At 70.9% G+C, this 16,023-nt stretch carries 16 protein-coding genes and 1 pseudogene; 3 read left to right on the top strand and 14 right to left on the bottom strand.

Features of this window, described 5'->3' with window-relative positions:
* From CEP50_RS20385 to CEP50_RS18730, 7 genes and pseudogenes are all read right to left on the bottom strand, one after another.
* Positions 1 to 312 (bottom strand): annotated as a pseudogene (locus CEP50_RS20385) (hypothetical protein); the annotation flags it as partial.
* Between the two features lie 357 nt (positions 313 to 669).
* A complete protein-coding gene (locus CEP50_RS18755; protein ID WP_106115242.1) occupies positions 670 to 1,356 on the bottom strand; it encodes a response regulator transcription factor in 687 nt (228 codons plus the stop codon).
* Positions 1,353 to 2,597 carry a sensor histidine kinase gene (locus CEP50_RS18750; protein ID WP_106115241.1) on the bottom strand — a complete coding sequence of 415 codons (1,245 nt, stop codon included), beginning with the start codon at positions 2,595 to 2,597 and terminating at the stop codon, positions 1,353 to 1,355. The genes CEP50_RS18755 and CEP50_RS18750 overlap by 4 nt, the downstream gene beginning before the upstream one ends.
* A gap of 229 nt (positions 2,598 to 2,826) precedes the next feature.
* Positions 2,827 to 3,573, bottom strand: a complete 747-nt coding sequence (locus CEP50_RS18745; RefSeq protein WP_019852663.1) for a phosphoglyceromutase — start codon at positions 3,571 to 3,573, stop codon at positions 2,827 to 2,829.
* 550 nt (positions 3,574 to 4,123) lie between these two features.
* Positions 4,124 to 4,663 carry a type III secretion system chaperone family protein gene (locus CEP50_RS18740; RefSeq protein ID WP_106115240.1) on the bottom strand — a complete coding sequence of 180 codons (540 nt, stop codon included), beginning with the start codon at positions 4,661 to 4,663 and terminating at the stop codon, positions 4,124 to 4,126.
* A 96-nt stretch (positions 4,664 to 4,759) separates the two neighbouring features.
* Positions 4,760 to 6,055: a D-inositol-3-phosphate glycosyltransferase gene (gene mshA / locus CEP50_RS18735; protein ID WP_106115239.1), complete on the bottom strand. Its 1,296-nt coding sequence runs from the start codon at positions 6,053 to 6,055 to the stop codon at positions 4,760 to 4,762.
* Positions 6,056 to 6,387: 332 nt separating this feature from the next.
* Positions 6,388 to 7,554, bottom strand: coding sequence for a L,D-transpeptidase (locus CEP50_RS18730; protein ID WP_258175417.1), 1,167 nt, complete (start codon positions 7,552 to 7,554; stop codon positions 6,388 to 6,390).
* A gap of 313 nt (positions 7,555 to 7,867) precedes the next feature.
* Between CEP50_RS18730 and CEP50_RS18725 the strand changes: the two genes are divergently transcribed.
* Complete coding sequence (locus CEP50_RS18725) at positions 7,868 to 8,644, top strand: SDR family NAD(P)-dependent oxidoreductase (protein ID WP_181188457.1); 777 nt, start codon at positions 7,868 to 7,870, stop codon at positions 8,642 to 8,644.
* A 61-nt stretch (positions 8,645 to 8,705) separates the two neighbouring features.
* Here CEP50_RS18725 and CEP50_RS18720 read toward each other — a convergent pair whose 3' ends face one another.
* Together CEP50_RS18720 and CEP50_RS18715 are read right to left on the bottom strand one after the other, a co-directional pair.
* Positions 8,706 to 9,728, bottom strand: coding sequence for a hypothetical protein (locus CEP50_RS18720; RefSeq protein WP_106115237.1), 1,023 nt, complete (start codon positions 9,726 to 9,728; stop codon positions 8,706 to 8,708).
* 78 nt (positions 9,729 to 9,806) lie between these two features.
* Positions 9,807 to 10,907 carry a UDP-N-acetylmuramate dehydrogenase gene (locus CEP50_RS18715; RefSeq protein ID WP_106115246.1) on the bottom strand — a complete coding sequence of 367 codons (1,101 nt, stop codon included), beginning with the start codon at positions 10,905 to 10,907 and terminating at the stop codon, positions 9,807 to 9,809.
* Between the two features lie 40 nt (positions 10,908 to 10,947).
* Here CEP50_RS18715 and CEP50_RS18710 point away from each other — a divergent pair, with 40 nt between their 5' ends.
* Entirely contained in the window at positions 10,948 to 11,502 is a 555-nt protein-coding gene (locus CEP50_RS18710; RefSeq protein ID WP_106115236.1) for a DUF2505 domain-containing protein, read from the top strand.
* Between the two features lie 75 nt (positions 11,503 to 11,577).
* On the opposite strand, the gene CEP50_RS18705 is transcribed toward CEP50_RS18710, so the two are convergent.
* The 4 genes from CEP50_RS18705 to CEP50_RS18690 are packed head-to-tail and all read right to left on the bottom strand — an operon-like array spanning position 11,578 to position 13,854.
* Positions 11,578 to 12,381: an alpha/beta fold hydrolase gene (locus tag CEP50_RS18705; protein ID WP_181188456.1), complete on the bottom strand. Its 804-nt coding sequence runs from the start codon at positions 12,379 to 12,381 to the stop codon at positions 11,578 to 11,580.
* The gene (locus tag CEP50_RS18700) at positions 12,381 to 12,668 is read right to left on the bottom strand and encodes a DUF2516 family protein (protein ID WP_106115244.1); all 288 of its coding nucleotides are present in this window, start codon (positions 12,666 to 12,668) and stop codon (positions 12,381 to 12,383) included. The genes CEP50_RS18705 and CEP50_RS18700 overlap by 1 nt, the downstream gene beginning before the upstream one ends.
* Positions 12,669 to 12,721: 53 nt before the next feature.
* Positions 12,722 to 13,396 (bottom strand): hypothetical protein, encoded by a 675-nt coding sequence (locus tag CEP50_RS18695; RefSeq protein WP_258175415.1) that lies wholly within the window; start codon positions 13,394 to 13,396, stop codon positions 12,722 to 12,724.
* 5 nt (positions 13,397 to 13,401) lie between these two features.
* Positions 13,402 to 13,854 carry a helix-turn-helix domain-containing protein gene (locus tag CEP50_RS18690; RefSeq protein ID WP_106115234.1) on the bottom strand — a complete coding sequence of 151 codons (453 nt, stop codon included), beginning with the start codon at positions 13,852 to 13,854 and terminating at the stop codon, positions 13,402 to 13,404.
* A gap of 312 nt (positions 13,855 to 14,166) precedes the next feature.
* Between CEP50_RS18690 and CEP50_RS18685 the strand changes: the two genes are divergently transcribed.
* A complete protein-coding gene (locus CEP50_RS18685) occupies positions 14,167 to 14,721 on the top strand; it encodes a CGNR zinc finger domain-containing protein (protein WP_019852651.1) in 555 nt (184 codons plus the stop codon).
* Between the two features lie 40 nt (positions 14,722 to 14,761).
* Here CEP50_RS18685 and CEP50_RS18680 read toward each other — a convergent pair whose 3' ends face one another.
* On the bottom strand, positions 14,762 to 15,970 hold the full coding sequence (locus tag CEP50_RS18680) for a DUF445 domain-containing protein (RefSeq protein WP_106115243.1): 1,209 nt from the start codon (positions 15,968 to 15,970) through the stop codon (positions 14,762 to 14,764).
* Positions 15,971 to 16,023: the final 53 nt, after the last annotated feature.

The raw sequence follows: 16,023 nt of genomic DNA, 5'->3' as shown, positions 1-16,023 counted from the left end.
CTCCTGGGCGGGGGGGACCGCCGGCTGCGCCCCCGTGGTCGAGGCCGCGCCCGCCGGAGGACCTCCGGTCGGTTCGGCCGTGCCCGGAGTGGCCTCGGCTCGCCCCGAGGCGGACTCGGGGTCCTCGACGGGCCTCATCCGCCCGCTGTCCGAGTTGACCCGCTCGATGATCGCCTGGGGAGCCGTTTCGGACGGGTCCTCGGCACGCCTGCGCCTGCGGCGCGAGCCGCGTTGCGCCCCGCCGCCGTGTTCGGCCAGCAGTTCCGCGACGGTGCGCTGGCTCGGGTCCTTGGACCCACTGTCCCGACTCATCGACTCCACCGTGCCCCGTGCTCGATCTCGCGTCCAGTTGACTCCGCGATCGCGCGGTTGTCACCCAGTATCGTCCCCCGCGATTGTCGACGGCACCCCCGGAGCGTCTCCGAACCCCCGTCGGACTCTCCGGGATGTCCTGGTGAGCCGGGGAATGGTGGGGTCTGGTGGGCGAGGTCGGAAGGGCCGCCCGGCCCGGCCGCGCGGGGCGGTCCCGCCGGGCGTCGACGGCGGGAGGCACACATCACGGCGCGCCCCTCCCTCTGGGGAGTCAACGGTGGTCACCGTCCCCTCGGTCGCGGCTGGACGCAGGGGGACGGCCCACCGTCGCTCCGGGCACGGGTGTGCCGCATCGAATCACGTCTCGAACTTGTACCCCAGACCACGCACCGTGAGCAAATGCCGCGGTTCGGTCGGATCGGGCTCGATCTTGGAGCGCAGCCGCTTGATGTGCACGTCGAGGGTCTTGGTGTCGCCGACGTAGTCGGCCCCCCAGACCCGGTCGATCAGCTGGCTCCTGGTCAGCACCCTGCCCACGTTGCGCAGCAGGTACTCCAGCAGGTCGAACTCCTTGAGCGGCAGCCCGACCTCCTGGCCGGAGACGGTGACCACATGGCGTTCCACGTCCATGTGCACCGGCCCCGCCTCCAGGGTCTGCCCGGACTGTGTCGGTTCCTCCGATTCCCCGCCTCGCCTCAGCACCGCGCGCACCCGCGCTATCAGTTCCCGCGCCGAGTAGGGCTTGGTGACGTAGTCGTCGGCCCCCAGTTCCAGGCCGACCACCTTGTCGATCTCGGCGTCCCTGGCGGTGACCATGATCACCGGAACGGAGGAACGCTGGCGGATCTCCTTGCACACGTCCGTGCCGCTCATCCCCGGAAGCATCAGGTCGAGCAGCACGATGTCGGCCCCGTTGCGCTCGAAATCGTCCAGAGCTTCCTGGCCGGTGGTGGCCACGGATGCGGTGAACCCCTCCTTGCGGAGCATGAAAGCCAGCGGGTCGGCGAAGGACTCCTCGTCCTCGACGATCAGCACCCTGGTCACCGGACTCCTCCCGTTTCGACGGCTCGCGTCCCGTCCCGTGCGGCGACGACCTCGCCCGAGTCCGGTTCGGCCTCGCGTGTCTCCGCCGGGGACGCGTCTTCAGTGTTGCGGGCTTTCTCGCCCGTCGGGTGCCGTGGCACCCGCAGTGTGAAAGTCGATCCGGTTCCGGGCCGGCTCCAGAGCGTGACCTCGCCGCCGTGGTTGGCGGCGACGTGCTTGACGATGGCCAGCCCCAGCCCGGTACCGCCGGTGGCCCGGGAACGGGCGCGGTCCACGCGGTAGAAACGTTCGAAGACCCGTTCCTGGTCGGCGGGGTCGATGCCGATCCCCCGGTCGGTGACCGCGATCTCCACCCACTCCCCGCGGAGCTTCCTGCTGATCGACACCGGGCTCGCGTCCGGCGAGTAGGAGATGGCGTTGTCGATCAGGTTGCTCAACGCGGTGACCAGCAGGGTGCGGTCCCCGTCCAGCTGGAGCCCGCTGGGTTCGTCGGTGGTGATCCTGATCCCGGCCGACTCGGCCGCCACCGCGCACCTGCCCAGGGACTCCTCGACGATCTCGTCCACGTCGACGGTGGACAGCTCGGGCAGCGGGTCGGCCCCCTGCAACCGGGACAGCGCGATCAGTTCGGAGACGAGCGTGCCCAGGCGGGTGGACTCGTGCAGGATCTTGTTCGAGAAACGACGCACCTCCTCGGGGTCGTCGGCGGCGTCCAGCACCGTCTCGGCCAGCAACGCCAACGCCCCGACGGGGGTCTTGAGCTCGTGGCTGACGTTGGCCACGAAGTCCCTGCGGGTCTCCTCCAGCCGGACGGCCTCCGACTCGTCGGCGGCGTCCACCACGGTGAAACCGTCCCCCAGGGGGCGGACGTCGCCGAGGACCGCGGCGGGTGAGCGGCCGTGGGGGGCGTCCCGGTTCAGTGGGGAGAGGTCCACCGGGACGGGCCTGCCCGTGTTCAGCGCCTGTTCGGAGGCCTTGCGCGCCCGGGGGTCGGGGCGGTTGTCCCGGACGAAGCCGAGTTCGTCGGCCCGGGGGTTGTGCACCACCACGTCGCCGAAGCTGTTCAGCACGACGATCCCGTTGTTGCTGGTGTGCACCAGACGTTGCAGCAGTTCCGCGACTGTCGGCCCTTTAGCACGTGTGCGCTCGGAACGCCCCCGGTTCACGGCGAGCCGGTAGCCTGCCAGCAGGCCCAGCAGCAGCACGCCGATCAACAGGGCGCCATAGCCCAATGCGGTCACAACCGCATCGTAAGCGGGGTGGGGCAGGTTTCGGCCAGAGTGTGAGGCTTCTCAGTGATACCTCTGACATCCGCAGGTGAGCCTTTTCATCGGTGATTCACTCGAAAGTGACCTCTCGTTCAGGAAAGCGGGGACGGCGAGACCCCGGCCCGAAAATGATCGTTGTCGCCCCCTCGGCGCCACACCGAGAAGACGACAACGATTCACATCATTTTCGACGCGGAACGCCTCAGCGTCCCTGACTGGCCACCGAGGCGGCCGCCTTCTCGGCGGCGTCCGGGTCCAGATAGGTGCCGCCGGGATTGCGCGGGCTCAGCTGCTCGTCCAGATCGTAGCGCAGCGGGATACCGGTCGGTATGTTCAAACCCGCGATGTCCTGGTCGGAAATTCCGTCCAGGTGCTTGACCAGTGCCCGCAACGAGTTCCCGTGCGCGGCCACGAGCACGGTCCGGCCCGCTCGCAGGTCCGGCACGATCGCGGACTCCCAGTAGGGCAGCAGCCGCGTCACGACGTCCTTGAGGCACTCGGTGCGCGGCATCTCCTCCCCCAGGTCCGCGTAGCGCGGATCACCCCGCTGGCTGTAGGGGTCGGAGTCGTCGATCTCCGGGGGCGGGGTGTCGAACGAACGGCGCCACAGCATGAACTGTTCCTCGCCGTAGGTCTCCAGGGTCTGTTTCTTGTCCTTGCCCTGCAGGGCACCGTAGTGGCGCTCGTTGAGCCGCCAGTCCCTGCGGACGGGAATCCAGTGGCGCTCGGCGACGTCCAGGGCGATGTTGGCGGTGCTGATGGCCCGCCGCAGCAGCGAGGTGTGCACCACCTCCGGCAGCAGCCCGGACTCGGCGAGCAGCTCGCCTCCCCGCCGCGCCTCGGCCTCACCGTTTTCCGAGAGGGGGACGTCCACCCATCCAGTGAACAGGTTCTGCGCGTTCCAGGTGCTCTCACCGTGGCGCAGCAGTACGAGGGTACCGACAGTCATGACGCCAGGTTATCCCCACGGCAGGACGGGAACGCGACGCGCGGGTGCGGCAACTCACCGGAGGGGGTTCCGCCGACCCGCCACGGTCCTCCCGGGGAGGGACGCCGGATTGTCGGTCACTTTTTCGGATGTTCACGAGATCGGAGCAGAAAGTGAAATCGGACCGTTATTCATTCGCCTCCTTCTCGCTCCCTCGACTGTGTCGCTAATCACATATTCGGGTGAAATGACGACACGAGCACTTCGCAGAGTTACTTTTTTGTTCAAACTTCACTCGAATGGAGGAGGGCATTGGCCTTGTGGTCCTTGCTCGACTCTGCGAAGTTTGGCAACGCTCTGGCGTGATCGGCTCCCACGCACTCCCCGATCGCGTCGGAGACGCGTACGGTCCGCTCCCCCCGTCGGACCGTGCCGCCGGGCCAGGGTCTCCCCGCCTACTGCGCCCGGCACAGCGGAACCCCCGCGCGGGGCGGTTCGAGCTCGTGACTCCCCCTCTCTCCCGAACCGTCCCGCGCCGGGTTCGCCGCGAGCGCCGGCCGACGCCGCCGGCTCACTGCTGGTCCTCGACCTCCGTGACGGGACGGACCGGCCCCTCCCGCTCCACCAGGGAGCTGAAGGCCCGCAGGTTCGCCAGCGACTCGCCCCGCGACTCGCGCCATCCCCACTCCCGACGGATCGCCGTGGCGAAACCGATGCGCAGCAGCGTGTTGAAGTCCCCGTCGGCGGCCTCCAGCACCTGCCCCAGCACCCGGTCCAGCTCCTCCGGGGTGACCGCGTGCAGCCCGATCCTGCCGATCAGGTGGAGGTCACCCACGGCGTCGACGGTGTAGTGCACGCCGTACAGCCGCGCGTTGCGCCGCAGCACGTAGCGGTAGAACTCCTCGTGCCCCTCGTCCGGACGGCGACAGACGAAGGCCTCCACCACCAGGGAGTGCTCGGTGACGATCAACCAGCAGTTCGTCTGCAACTTCCTGGTTCCCGGCAGGGTGACGAAGAACTTCCCCACCTCGGGGTGCTCGTAGTCGAGCTCCCCCTCGTCCAGCACGCCGCGTATCACGCCGTCGAGTGATTCCCGGATGTCCGAACTCATCGCTGTCCCCAAACGTCGCGCTCCGTCGTCGGGACGCGCCCACCACGCCCCGACGGCCCTCCCGGGAATCGAACCACGCCCCCGGCGGGCCGGTGCTCAGGCCGTCGCCTCCCCCGGGGCGGACAGCCCCCGGAAGGTCCGCCGAGCCCAGGCGTAGGTCTGCAACAACGACTCGGTGGTGCGCTGCCAGGAAAAGCGCGCGGCGTTGTCCGGGGCGGCAGCACCCAGCCCCGCCACGGTCTCCGGGCTCCGGATCAACGAGAGGAACACCTCGGCCCAGTCCGCCGGATCGTGTCCGTGCACCAGCCGTCCCGAGACGCCGTCGGCCACCGCCACCGTCAGTCCCCCCACCGCAGCGGCCACCACCGGCGTCCCGCAGGCCTGGGCCTCCAGCGCCACCAGCCCGAAGGACTCGTTGTAGCTGGGCACCGCCACCAGATCGGCGGCGCGGTAGACCCGCACCAGGTCGTCCCCCCACTGCGGCGACATGAACCGCACCACGTCGGCGATCCCCAGCGACTCGGCCAGCTGCTCCATGGCCTCCGGCCGTTCCTTGCCGCTGCCGGAGGGACCGCCGACCACCAGCACCCGCAGCCGCGTGCGCAGCTCGGCGGAGCGTCCCAGCAGCTCCGCGACCGCGCGCAACAACACGTCCGGGCCCTTCAACGGCTGCACCCTGCCGACGAAGGCCAGCACCACCGCGTCGGGTTCCAGGCCGAGTCCCCGTCGCGCCTCGGCGGTGTCCCCGGGGGTGAAGCGCTCCAGGTCCACCCCGGGAGGCACCACGGACACCGCCTCGGGGTCGGCGTCGTAGCGCGTGACGAGCTCCCTGGCCTCGGCCTCGGTGTTGGCCACCAGGCGGTCGGCGTCGGCCACCACCTGCTCCTCGCCGACCACCCGCACCCTCGGTTCGGGCTTGTCCCCCTCGGCGAGCGCGGCGTTCTTCACCTTCGCCAGGGTGTGGGCGGTGTGCACCAGCGGGACCCCCCAGCGCTCCCGCGCCAGCCAACCGACCTGCCCGGACAGCCAGTAGTGCGAGTGCACCAGGTCGTAGTAGCCCGGCTTCTGCCGGGCCTCCACCCGCAGGGCCCCCGCGCCGAACGCGCACAGCTGCGCGGGCAGGTCGTTCTTGTCCAGCTCCTCGAACGGGCCGGCCACGATGTGGCGCACCGTCACTCCCGGGGCCAGCTCGGCCACCGGCGGAACCTCCGAGGAGGTGGCCCTGGTGAAGATCTCGACCTCGGTTCCCAGCCGTGCCATCCGCCGCGCCGTCTGGGCGACATAGACGTTCATCCCGCCCGCGTCCCCGGTGCCCGGTTGTTCCAACGGGGATGTGTGCAGGGAGAAAACGGCGACACGACGCGGACGCATCGGAATCCTGGTGGAAGTCATCTGCTGCTCATCGCAAGTTCGTCGGGTGAGCCCGGGACGTTCGGACCCACGAAACCACGACGCCGCGAGGCCCGGAAACATTCCGAGACACACCCGACAGCGGGACTCACCCGTGCGGGGACACCACCGGGGGAAGACGCCGGGAAACGACGCCGACCAGGACGGAAAGGGCCCGCCGGGCTCCCGGGAGGACACCGCTGTGAGATGCCCCACCACGAACGGGTCGCTCCGGGGAGCCGAGCTCGGTGCGCGATCCCGAGAGCCGTTCCGGGGCCGGGACGTGGCGGCAGGCGACCACGTCCCGGCCCCGAGGGGTCAGCCCGGAGTCCGGCTCACAGCGCGGACTTCTGCTGCCACTGCTGCCAGCTCAGCATCCAGTCGTAGACCGCGTAGCGCGGCGGCATCTGGGTGCCCGAGCCGGTGACCTCGACCGGGTCGCCGATCAGCGCGCTGTCAAAGTACTCCTTGGCGTCGGCGTTGGTCAGGTTCACGCATCCGTGCGAGGTGTTGCGCACGCCGATGTTCGCGCGGTTCTGCTCGTTCTCGTGGATGAACTCGCCGTGGTTGGAGATCCGCACGGCCCACTTCTTCTTCACGTCGGTGTAGCCGTACTTCGGATTGTCCATGATCTCCACCGGATGCTTGGCCATCACGGTGTAGGTGCCCTCGTGGGTGTGCAGGTCCGGGTTGGAGGGTTTCCCGTAGCTGGCCGGGTAACTGGCCACCTGCTCACCGTCCCGGATCACCCGCAGCCGGTGCTTGTCCACCTCGGCCTTGACCACCTGGGCGCGTCCGATGTCGAAGTTCGTGGTCAGGTCGGCCTTGCCGTACTTGCCCGCGCCGTAGTCCACCCCGTAGAGCGGGGCGTCGACGCTCACCTCGGTGTGGGCGGGCCAGTACTCCTTCGGCCTCCAGTCGACCTGCTGGTCGTTGAGCCAGGCCCAGGCACCCTCCACCGGTTCGGAGGTGTCCACCTTCAGCAGACGCTGGACCTCGGCCTTGTTCTCCACCGGGGCGTCGAACTTGATGCTGATCGGCATCGCGATGCCCACGGTCTTGTCGTCGATCGGGTTGATCGTGGCCCGCACCACCTGTTCCGGGGCGACCGTGTGGAAGTCCCCGCTGACCGGGGTGGTCTCCCCCGAGGATCCGACCAGCTCGCCGGACCACTCGTAGGTCGTGTCGTAGCCCAGGGGCTCGGTGGCCCGCCACGAGGAGCCGTCCTCGGCGAGCTCGCCCTCGACCCGCTCGTCCTCGTCGTTGGTCAGTGAGACCTCGCGCAGCGTGCCGTTCTCGGCCACGAGCTTGATCGGGTCCTTCGGGTTCACCCCTTCGGCCCCCTTGCCCGGTTCGAAGGAGACGGAGGGCTCTCCGCCCTGCTGCGCGTCCGTGCCTCCGCCGGTTCCTCCGCTGGCACCGGAGCATCCGGAGACCAGCGCCAACGCCGCCAGCACCGCGACCAGTGCTCCCCCTGGCGAGCGCACTCGTGAACCGTTCACCCTGGTGGCCACTCCTACCTCGATCCGTTGCGTGTGTGACTTCCGCTGCATGGTCGGATCCGCGTGTCCGGGGGCCTCGCCGAGCTTCCGCCCGGAACCAGCCGGCAAGCAACTCGATCAGTCGCCCGGCACCCCGCTACCCGGCGGGGCGGGGGCCGGTGCCGAGTCGGACCCCGCGCATTCCCCGAACGCGTTTCATCTCTACTGGGAAGACGTGCGAGGGCAGCCGAGGATGCCCGATCCTGACGGTGTCACCGATCACATCTGCGCGACACGGGGGCGACCTCGACGGCACGTGCGCGAGAATCGGGCCGTGAGCACCGATCCGACAGCGACGACGAGGAATCCGGACCCCTCCGAACGAGCCGTGGCCGTGGTCACCGGGGCCAGCTCCGGCATCGGCGCGGCGACCGCACGCCACCTGGCCGCGGCGGGATTCCACGTGGTCCTGGGAGCCAGGCGGGTCGAACGGCTGCGGGAACTCGCCGCCGAGATCGACGGCACCGCAGCCCGGCTCGACGTCACCGACGCCGACTCGGTGGAGGAGTTCGTGGCGCGGCTGCCCCAGCGGTGCCGGGTGCTCGTCAACAACGCCGGCGGGGCCAAGGGAAGCTCTCCCGTGGCCGAGGCCGACGAGCACGAGTGGCGGTGGATGTGGGAAACCAACGTGCTCGGCACCCTGCGGCTCACGAAGGCGCTGCTGCCCAGGCTGGTCGCCTCGGGCGACGGACACGTCATCACCGTGACCTCGGTGGCCGCCCTGGAGGTCTACGACAACGGCGCGGGCTACACCTCCGCCAAGCACGCCGAGGCGGCGTTGCACCGCACCCTACGGGGCGAGCACCTGGGCGAGCCGGTGCGCTTCACCGAGGTCGCCCCGGGGCTGGTGGAGACGGAGTTCTCCGAGGTCCGCTACGGCGGAGACACCGAACGGGCCGCGGCCGTCTACCGGGGACTCACCCCGCTCTCCGCCGACGACGTGGCCGACGTGATCGCCTACGCCGCCACCCGCCCCGCGCACGTCAACCTGGACCAGATCGTGCTCAAGCCCCGGGACCAGGCCTCGGCCACCCGGGCCCACCGCCGCTGAGCCCGCCGGAAGCCTCCGACCGGCCCCGTCCGGCGGGGTCGTGCGCGCACGAACGCCGGTCTCAGCGCACGTACTCGTCCTGCGCACGCAGCCTGCGGAACGTCACCGCCAGTTCCAGGTCGAGCTCGGCCAGCACGTCGGCGATGGGGCAGGCGTAGCCCACCGTGCCGTCCCTGCTGCCGGCCAGGTGCAGTCCCACCACCCGGCCGTCGCCGTTCACCAGCACCGCCCCCGCGTCGCCCTCTCCCACGAAGGGCTGGTCGTCGGAGGAGGTGACCCTGAGCTGTTCCCGCAGCACCCGAACGCCGAGCGCGGGGCCGTGGTCCAGACGGACGGTGGCGTCGGTGGACGTCACGGTCGCGCTGGTCAGTCCCGTGCCGAATCCGCTCTTGCGCACGAACTCGCCGGGCTCGGCGCTTCCCTGGCCGGTGACCGAGCCGATGCCGGGGATCAGGCAGCAGCGGTCCAGGGACCCGGCGAGCGCCACCGCCGCCGCGTCCACCTTTCCGGACAGGGCCGCCCGCGAGAGGTCCGCGTACTCCCGCCCGGACTGCGGATCCAGCATCGCGTCGCCGACCGACCAGGCGTCGTCCATGCAGGCCACGTCGAAGGTGGTCAGTCCCATCGTGAGCACCGTGGACCCGTATCCGAACACGAGGGTGCCCAGGGTTCCGATCCGGTGGCAGTCACCGGTGGACTCAGCCCGGCCCGGTTCCACCGTGACCGGACGGCGCGGACTGATCCCGACCCCGCCGAACACGGTGGCGCTCTCCACGGGAGCCAGCGGCGGAACCGGATCGTCCAACCTGTAGTGGGCGTGGTGCAGGGTCACCGTCTCCTCCACCACGTCGGTGGGGATACCGAGCACGTGGTCGGGGACACGGTGGGACTCCCCGAGCAGCTCGACGGGTTCCTTGCGTTCGACGGAGACGACGATCGACTGCTGGCCGGTGGTGCGGCCCGCTGTGCGTTTCTCTCCGATGTCGACGGCGACAACTCCCGGAATGTCCAGCAGTTGGTCCTCGACCGCGCGTTTGACCGGACGAATCACCGCCCGATCGCGTACTTCCCTGACGCTTATCATGGCAGCCTCCGCCCACCATTTAACACGCAGGGTTAGAGACCAGTCACGAAGAGTCACTCTTCTGGTCGTCACCCGGCTTCACCGGAGCAGACAGTCCAGCAAAACCGGCTCCGGTTCCAGCGACACGCCGAAGGCCCGTGCCACCCCGGCCCGCACCTCACTCGCCAGCGCGAGCAGATCGGCGGTGCTCGCCGTCCCCCGGTTGGTCAACGCCAGGGTGTGCTTGGTGGACAGTCCCACGCGCCCACCGGGTCCCGGGTACCCCTTGGTGAACCCGGCCCGTTCGATCAACCAGGCCGCCGAGAGTTTCGTCCCCCCGCCGGGGAGCTCGTAGCCGGGGACGTGCTCGCCGACCCGCTGTTCGATGCGGCCGCGCACGGTGGGCCACCGCTCGTCCTCCACGATCGGGTTGGTGAAGAACGACCCGGCGCTCCAGGTGTCGTGGTCGTCCGGGTCCAGCACCATCCCCTTGCCGCGTCGCAGCCCGAGGACCGCCTCGCGCACCCGGGCGACGGGAACCCTCCGGCCGACCTCCACGCCGAGCGTGCGGGCCAGCTCCCCGTAACGGACGGGATCGGACAGCCCGTCGGCGCTCAGCCGCAGCCGCACCCGCAGCACCACCGCCGTGTCGGTGTGCTTGAGCACGCTGCCGCGGTACCGCAGCCCCAGCTCCTCGGCGGGGGCGGTGCGGACCTCGCCCCGGGCCCGGTCCAGCAGGTCCACCGAGACCAGCCGCTCCGAGATCTCCGTGCCGTAGGCCCCCACGTTCTGCACCGGGGTGGCGCCGGTCGACCCGGGAATGCCCGACAGGCACTCCAGCCCGCCCAGGCCACGCCGCACGGTGTCGGCCACCACGGCGTCCCAGTCCTCGCCGGCCTCGGCCGTCAGCAACACGGTGTCGTCCGGGCCCGTCTCGTACCGCAGTCCCGAGGTGGCCACCCGCACCACCAGGCCGTCGAACCCCTCGTCGGCCACGACCAGGTTGGAGCCGCCACCGAGCACCAGCAGCCGTCTGCCCGCTTCGTCAGCGGCACGGACCCGCTCGACGAGCTCCTCGGCGGTCCCGGCCACGACCAGCTCCGTGGCCGCCCCGCCGAGCCGGAGGGTGGTGTGCCGGGCCAGCGAACGCGCCCCGGGGTTCTGGACGCCCGCCCGCACGAGCGCCTCGCCGTCGGACATCGAACTGGAGGTCACGGTCGTCAACGGTAACCTGCGCCGCATGACACGCCTCATCGAGCACCGCAGCACGTCGTCGTGGTCGGCCGAGCACGTCCGGGCGGCCCTCGTCGACCCGGAGCCGCTGCGGGAGCGGCTGGCGGTGCTGGGAGGCGACCTCGCCGAGCTGGTCTCCCACCACGCCGGGGAGGACGGCGTGCACGTGCGGCTCCGCCAGCGCATTCCCGCGCCGGACCTGCCCGCCCCGCTGGCGGCGGTGCTGAGCAGGAACACGGTTCTCGAACGCAGCGAGAGCTGGCGCCGCCGGGACGAGAACCACGTGGTGGGGGAGGTCGCCGCCCTGGTGCGCGGCGTGCCCGCCTCGGCCACCGCCTCGCTGTGGCTGCGCGACCTGCCGGAGGCGGAGCGGCGGGACCCCGGCGCGGCGAACGGGCGCTCCGGGGCCGTCGAACGGAGCGAGTTCGTGCTCCGGGGCGAGCTGCGGGCGCGTCTGCCGCTGGTGCGCGCCGGCACGGAGACGCTGCTGCACCGGCAGCTGTCCCGGCTGGTCGAACAGGAGTGCCGCTTCACCGCCGCATGGCTCGTCCGGCACGGCTGAGGCGGGCGCACCGAGGGCTTCCACCGCTCCACGGGCGGCGCACGCGGGCGCGCGATCCCCGGAGGAGACCCGGGGTCAGTCGGCGGCCAGGAACTCCCCCAGCAACCGACGCAGCGCCGTGCGCTCGGTCATCATCGGCGCCGCGGAGTCGAACAGTTCCAGGCGGCCCCGCGGCAGCGTCGCGGCGAGCTGCTTGGCCACCTCGGAGTCGTGCAGGGGATCGGCCGTGGCCCCCACCACCAGGACGGGGCAGGCCACGTTCTCCAGGGCGGCACGGTCGGTCAGCGGGGCCTGGTCCGGCAACCTCTCCAACGCGGTCCCGAGCCGGAGCAGGTTGGCGGTGCGCTGCTCCACGTACTGTCCCACGGCCGCACCGGCGGGCAGGCCCTCCCGCACCGACTCGCGCAGGGTGGCCCCCTCGTCCGTGGCGGCCGCCCGCACCCCGGCGAGCAGCCGGTCGAACACCTCGCTCACCGCCGGGTTCCGGGGTTCGTCGATCGCGGCCGGAAGCAGCAGGGCCAGCCGCCGGAACCGGCGCGGGTGTTCGGCGGCGATCCGGGTCAGCGCCCCCGCGCCCAGCGAGACCCCGACCGCCCGGTCGGCACCGACCAGGTCGGCGACCCGCAGCACGTCGGCGGCCACCCGGCCGTAGTCCCAGTACCCGGGGTCCGGCGGATCGGCCGCCGAGCCGTGCCCGGGCAGGGTGAGCACCACCCGGGTTCCGGGCACCCCGGAGGCGGGGATGCGGGCCTCGCCGTCGGTGGCGCCCAGGCCGTGCGTCACCAGGGTCACGGGCTCGCCGCCGCCGTGAACCCGCCACGTGGTTCCCGAGGGCAGCACGTTCTCGGACTCCGCCGCGCCCTCCGTGTCGGTGCGCACTACCAGGGACTGCCCTTCTGCACTTCGAGCACCTTCGGGCGCACGTCGACGATGTAGACCAGGGCGGCGACCAGACCGGCGACCCAGATGATGGTCATGGGGCCACCCCGCATGAGGATCAGCACCAGCGCTCCCGCACCGGTGATACCGAGCCAGGCCGGCTTGGACAGCTTGTTGGCCGCGGTGAACGCGTCGGCCCGCTGCATGGCGGCGTGGCCGAAGGCGTAGACACCGACCACGATGCCCGCGATCCACAGCGCGGTGACGATCACGTAAGCGAGTAGCACGTCCCCGAGGATACGTGGCCGCGCCAGCCCGAAGGCCCCGGCACGGGTGCGGCTCACTCGGCGGAGCCGTCCCGGGTGCCGGAGCCTCCCTTCTTCGCCGTGGTGGAACGGCTCCTGCCGCCGGATCCGCTCTTCTTCGTCCCGGAGGTGTCTTCCCCCTGGCTGTCGGTGGAGTCCTCGGCCCGCTCGGAGCCTTCGGTGTCCCGGGCCGACTCACCGCCGCCGCGTTCCCCGAACTGGCGGGTCACGGTGCTCACCCGGCCGAGCACGTCGTCGGCCAGTTCCCTGGCCTCGTCCACGACCTCCTCGACCCGGTGTTGGGCCTGCCCGACCTGGTCCCTGGTGCGCTGCACGCCGGGCTGGTTGCGCAGCCGTTCCAGGGTCCGCTCGCCGCGCTGCCCGCAGTAGCCGTAGAACTGCACCGCCGACTCCCGGTAGTGGTCGAGCAGCTCGCGCAGCTGTCCGGCACGCAGCCGCTCGCGGAGTTCACCCAGGTCGAGGTGCTGTCCGCTGCCCTGCCCGCGTGCCGATCCGGCGTACTCGGTGATCTGGTCCCGCACCCGCTGCGCGGTCTCCATCACGGCGTGGGCGGCGAGGTCGCCCGCTCCCAGCGCGGCCAGCAGGGGGGTCTTGGCCTGGTGGTAGAGGCTCTCGGCGGCCCGGCCCGCGCCGTTGCCGGTCCGCTGTTGCTCGTCCTGACGGGTCTGTTCGTCCTGTCGGGTCGTCATCGTGATCACTCCTCGGATTCGGGTCGCACCGTCGTGGTGGGGACCGTGGGCGGCCCGTCGTCGGAGGCGGCGGGGACCGTCGTGGTGTCGGTCCGGTTGTCCCGGCGGAACGAGGCGTAGACCTCCAGCAGTGTCTGCTTCTGCCTTTCGTCGATCTCGGTGTCGGCGAGGATCGCGTCGACCACCGGTCCGGAGGGACGGTGTTCCATGATTCCGGCCCGCACGTACAGCGTCTCGGCGGAGATCCGCAGCGCCTTGGCGATCTGCTGCAGGATCTCCGCGCTGGGTTTGCGCAGTCCCCGTTCCACCTGGCTCAGGTAGGGGTTGGACACCCCGGCGCGTTTGGCCAGTTGACGCAGCGAGATCTGGGCGGTGTCCCGCTGCGCTCTGATGTAGCTTCCCAGGTCGGACACGGCACGGTTGACCACGCCGTTCACCGAACGGTCCGCACGTCCCACGGTTCCACCTCTCGGTTCCACGCTAACAAGGTTGCTAGCTTGTGCAAGCACCAAGTTTGCACTCTTTCGGGCGACGCCGGGAACGGCGAACCGGCATCACCGGAACGGCCGCCTTCGCGGGCGGCGCGGCTCCGGAAGCGACCCGGAGCCTCCGCTCCGCCGTGAGGGACCCACGCGCCCACCGGGCCCCGACACGGCAGCTCACCGGGGGCGGGCACGCCGCCCGCCCGACGCGTTCCCCCGGTCGTGCGCGCCGCGCCATCTTTCGGGCAACCTCGTCGGCACAGGCCGTTTCTGGCCTACGATGGGCGTGTGAACAGCAAAGCCGTCGCAGCCGTCGCGCCGAACGGGCTATCAGCGACAGCGTCCGAGCCCGTCGGGCCCGACACGGAACAGGACATCGACCTTCTGCTGGCGTTCCTCAACACCACCGACGCCGAAACGGGCACGGACGTGCTCCGGGACCCGGAACAATGGCGACTGTGGTGCCTGGAACACACCGGCCAGGCTTCCGTGGACACGACAGCCGCACGCGAGATCCGCGACCTCATGCGCATGTCGATCAGCTGTGACCCGGTGGCACCGGACACCACCCCCCACGGCACCGCCCAATGGCCGGTGCACGTCCGCTTGGAGGACGGGGTGCCGGTGACCTCCGGAACCGACGCGCTCGGAGTCGTGCTGGCCGCGGCCTCCCGCATCGTGATCACCGGCCGGTGGCACCGCATCAAGATCTGCCCCGCGACGAACTGTCTGTGGGCCTTCTACGACAGATCCAGAAACCGCTCGCGCACCTGGTGCTCGATGCGGGTCTGCGGAAACAGGGAGAAGGCGCGTTCCTGGCGCGAAAGGCACACCGCCCACTGAGGCCGGACGGTGTGTCGTCGTGAACGGCCGCCCCGGCCGTTCACGACACCAGGTGCGTGACGACGTGGATGGCCAGCCCGGCGAGCGCACCGACCACCGTGCCGTTGATCCGGATAAACTGTAGATCGCGCCCCACGTGCAGTTCGATCTTCCGGGAGGTCTCGGCGGCGTCCCAGCGCTCGACCGTGTCGGTGATCAGCGTGACCAGTTCCGCGCGGTAGTGCGTGACCACGTAGCGGGCGGTCTCCCGCAGCCAGCCGTCCACCTTCTCGCGCAGCTCCGGCTCGGCCACGAGCCGCCCGCCCAGCGACCGCAGCCCCTCGCGCACGCGGTGCCGCAACTCGCTGGAGGGGTCCTCGGCGGCCTCCAGGAACATGTCCTTGGCCGTGGTCCAGGCGGTTCCGATCAGTTCCCGCACCTCGGGGTGCTCCAGCACCTGGTGCTTGATCCGGTCGACCCGTTCCATGGTGCGCGGATCCTCCCGCAGGTCCCGGGCGAACTCGACCAGGAAACGGTCCACCGCCGCCCGCATCCGGTGGTCGGGGTCGGTGCGCACCGCCCAGGCGAAGGACAGCAGCTCGCTGTAGACCTTGTCCGCCACCATCGAGTCGAAGAACCTCGGCGACCACGACGGGGCCCGCTGCCCCACCACCCGCGAGACGGTCTCGTGGTTGTCCCGCACCCAGTCGTAGGCGCGGTCGCACACCAGGTCGACCAGCCCGTGGTGGGAACCGTCCTCGAAGAGCCGCCCGAGCACGCGTCCCAGCGGCGGGCCCCACGGGCGGTCCACCACTCGCCGCACGAGCACCTGCTCCAGCACCCGGCGGACGTCCTCGTCCCGCAGCACCCGCACCGCTCCCCGGGCGAGGGTGGCCAGCTCGCCGGCGGCCCGTTCCGCGTTGTCCGGCACCGCCAGCCACTCCCCGGCGCGGCGGGCCGGTTGCGCGCGGTCCAGTTTGTCCGTCACCACGCTCTCGGAGAGGAAGTTGCCGCCCACGAAGTCCCCCAGGCTCCGACCGAGCAGGTTCTTGCGGGTGGGGATGATCGCGGTGTGCGGGATCGGCAGCCCCAGCGGCCTGCGGAACAGGGCGGTCACCGCGAACCAGTCCGCGAGCGCGCCGACCATCCCCGCCTCGGAGGCGGCGTTGACGTAGCCGACCCACCCCGGCGCTCCCGCGCTCTCCCACCAGCGGGTGAGCGCGTAGATCACCGCCACCAGCAGGAACAGCCCGGTGGCCACACCCTTCATCCGCCGCAGGGAGCGCTGCCGGAGGAGTTCCGTCCCCGAGAGATCCGACACCC

Origin of the sequence: Actinopolyspora mortivallis, assembly GCF_003001495.1 — a bacterium.
Lineage (GTDB): Bacteria > Actinomycetota > Actinomycetes > Mycobacteriales > Pseudonocardiaceae > Actinopolyspora > Actinopolyspora mortivallis_A.
Note: the sequence above shows the minus strand (reverse complement) of the source record. Positions and strands in the feature narration are given on the sequence as shown.

Excerpts from the sequence above, each read along its gene's own strand:
- CEP50_RS18745 (WP_019852663.1), bottom strand. The coding sequence starts at position 3,573 with ATGACTGTCGGTACCCTCGTACTGCTGCGCCACGGTGAGAGCACCTGG.
- CEP50_RS18740 (WP_106115240.1), bottom strand. The coding sequence starts at position 4,663 with ATGAGTTCGGACATCCGGGAATCACTCGACGGCGTGATACGCGGCGTG.
- mshA (WP_106115239.1), bottom strand. The coding sequence starts at position 6,055 with ATGACTTCCACCAGGATTCCGATGCGTCCGCGTCGTGTCGCCGTTTTC.
- CEP50_RS18720 (WP_106115237.1), bottom strand. The coding sequence starts at position 9,728 with ATGATAAGCGTCAGGGAAGTACGCGATCGGGCGGTGATTCGTCCGGTC.
- CEP50_RS18715 (WP_106115246.1), bottom strand. The coding sequence starts at position 10,907 with ATGTCCGACGGCGAGGCGCTCGTGCGGGCGGGCGTCCAGAACCCCGGG.
- CEP50_RS18710 (WP_106115236.1), top strand. The coding sequence starts at position 10,948 with ATGACACGCCTCATCGAGCACCGCAGCACGTCGTCGTGGTCGGCCGAG.
- CEP50_RS18695 (WP_258175415.1), bottom strand. The coding sequence starts at position 13,396 with ATGACGACCCGACAGGACGAACAGACCCGTCAGGACGAGCAACAGCGG.
- CEP50_RS18680 (WP_106115243.1), bottom strand. The coding sequence starts at position 15,970 with ATGAAGGGTGTGGCCACCGGGCTGTTCCTGCTGGTGGCGGTGATCTAC.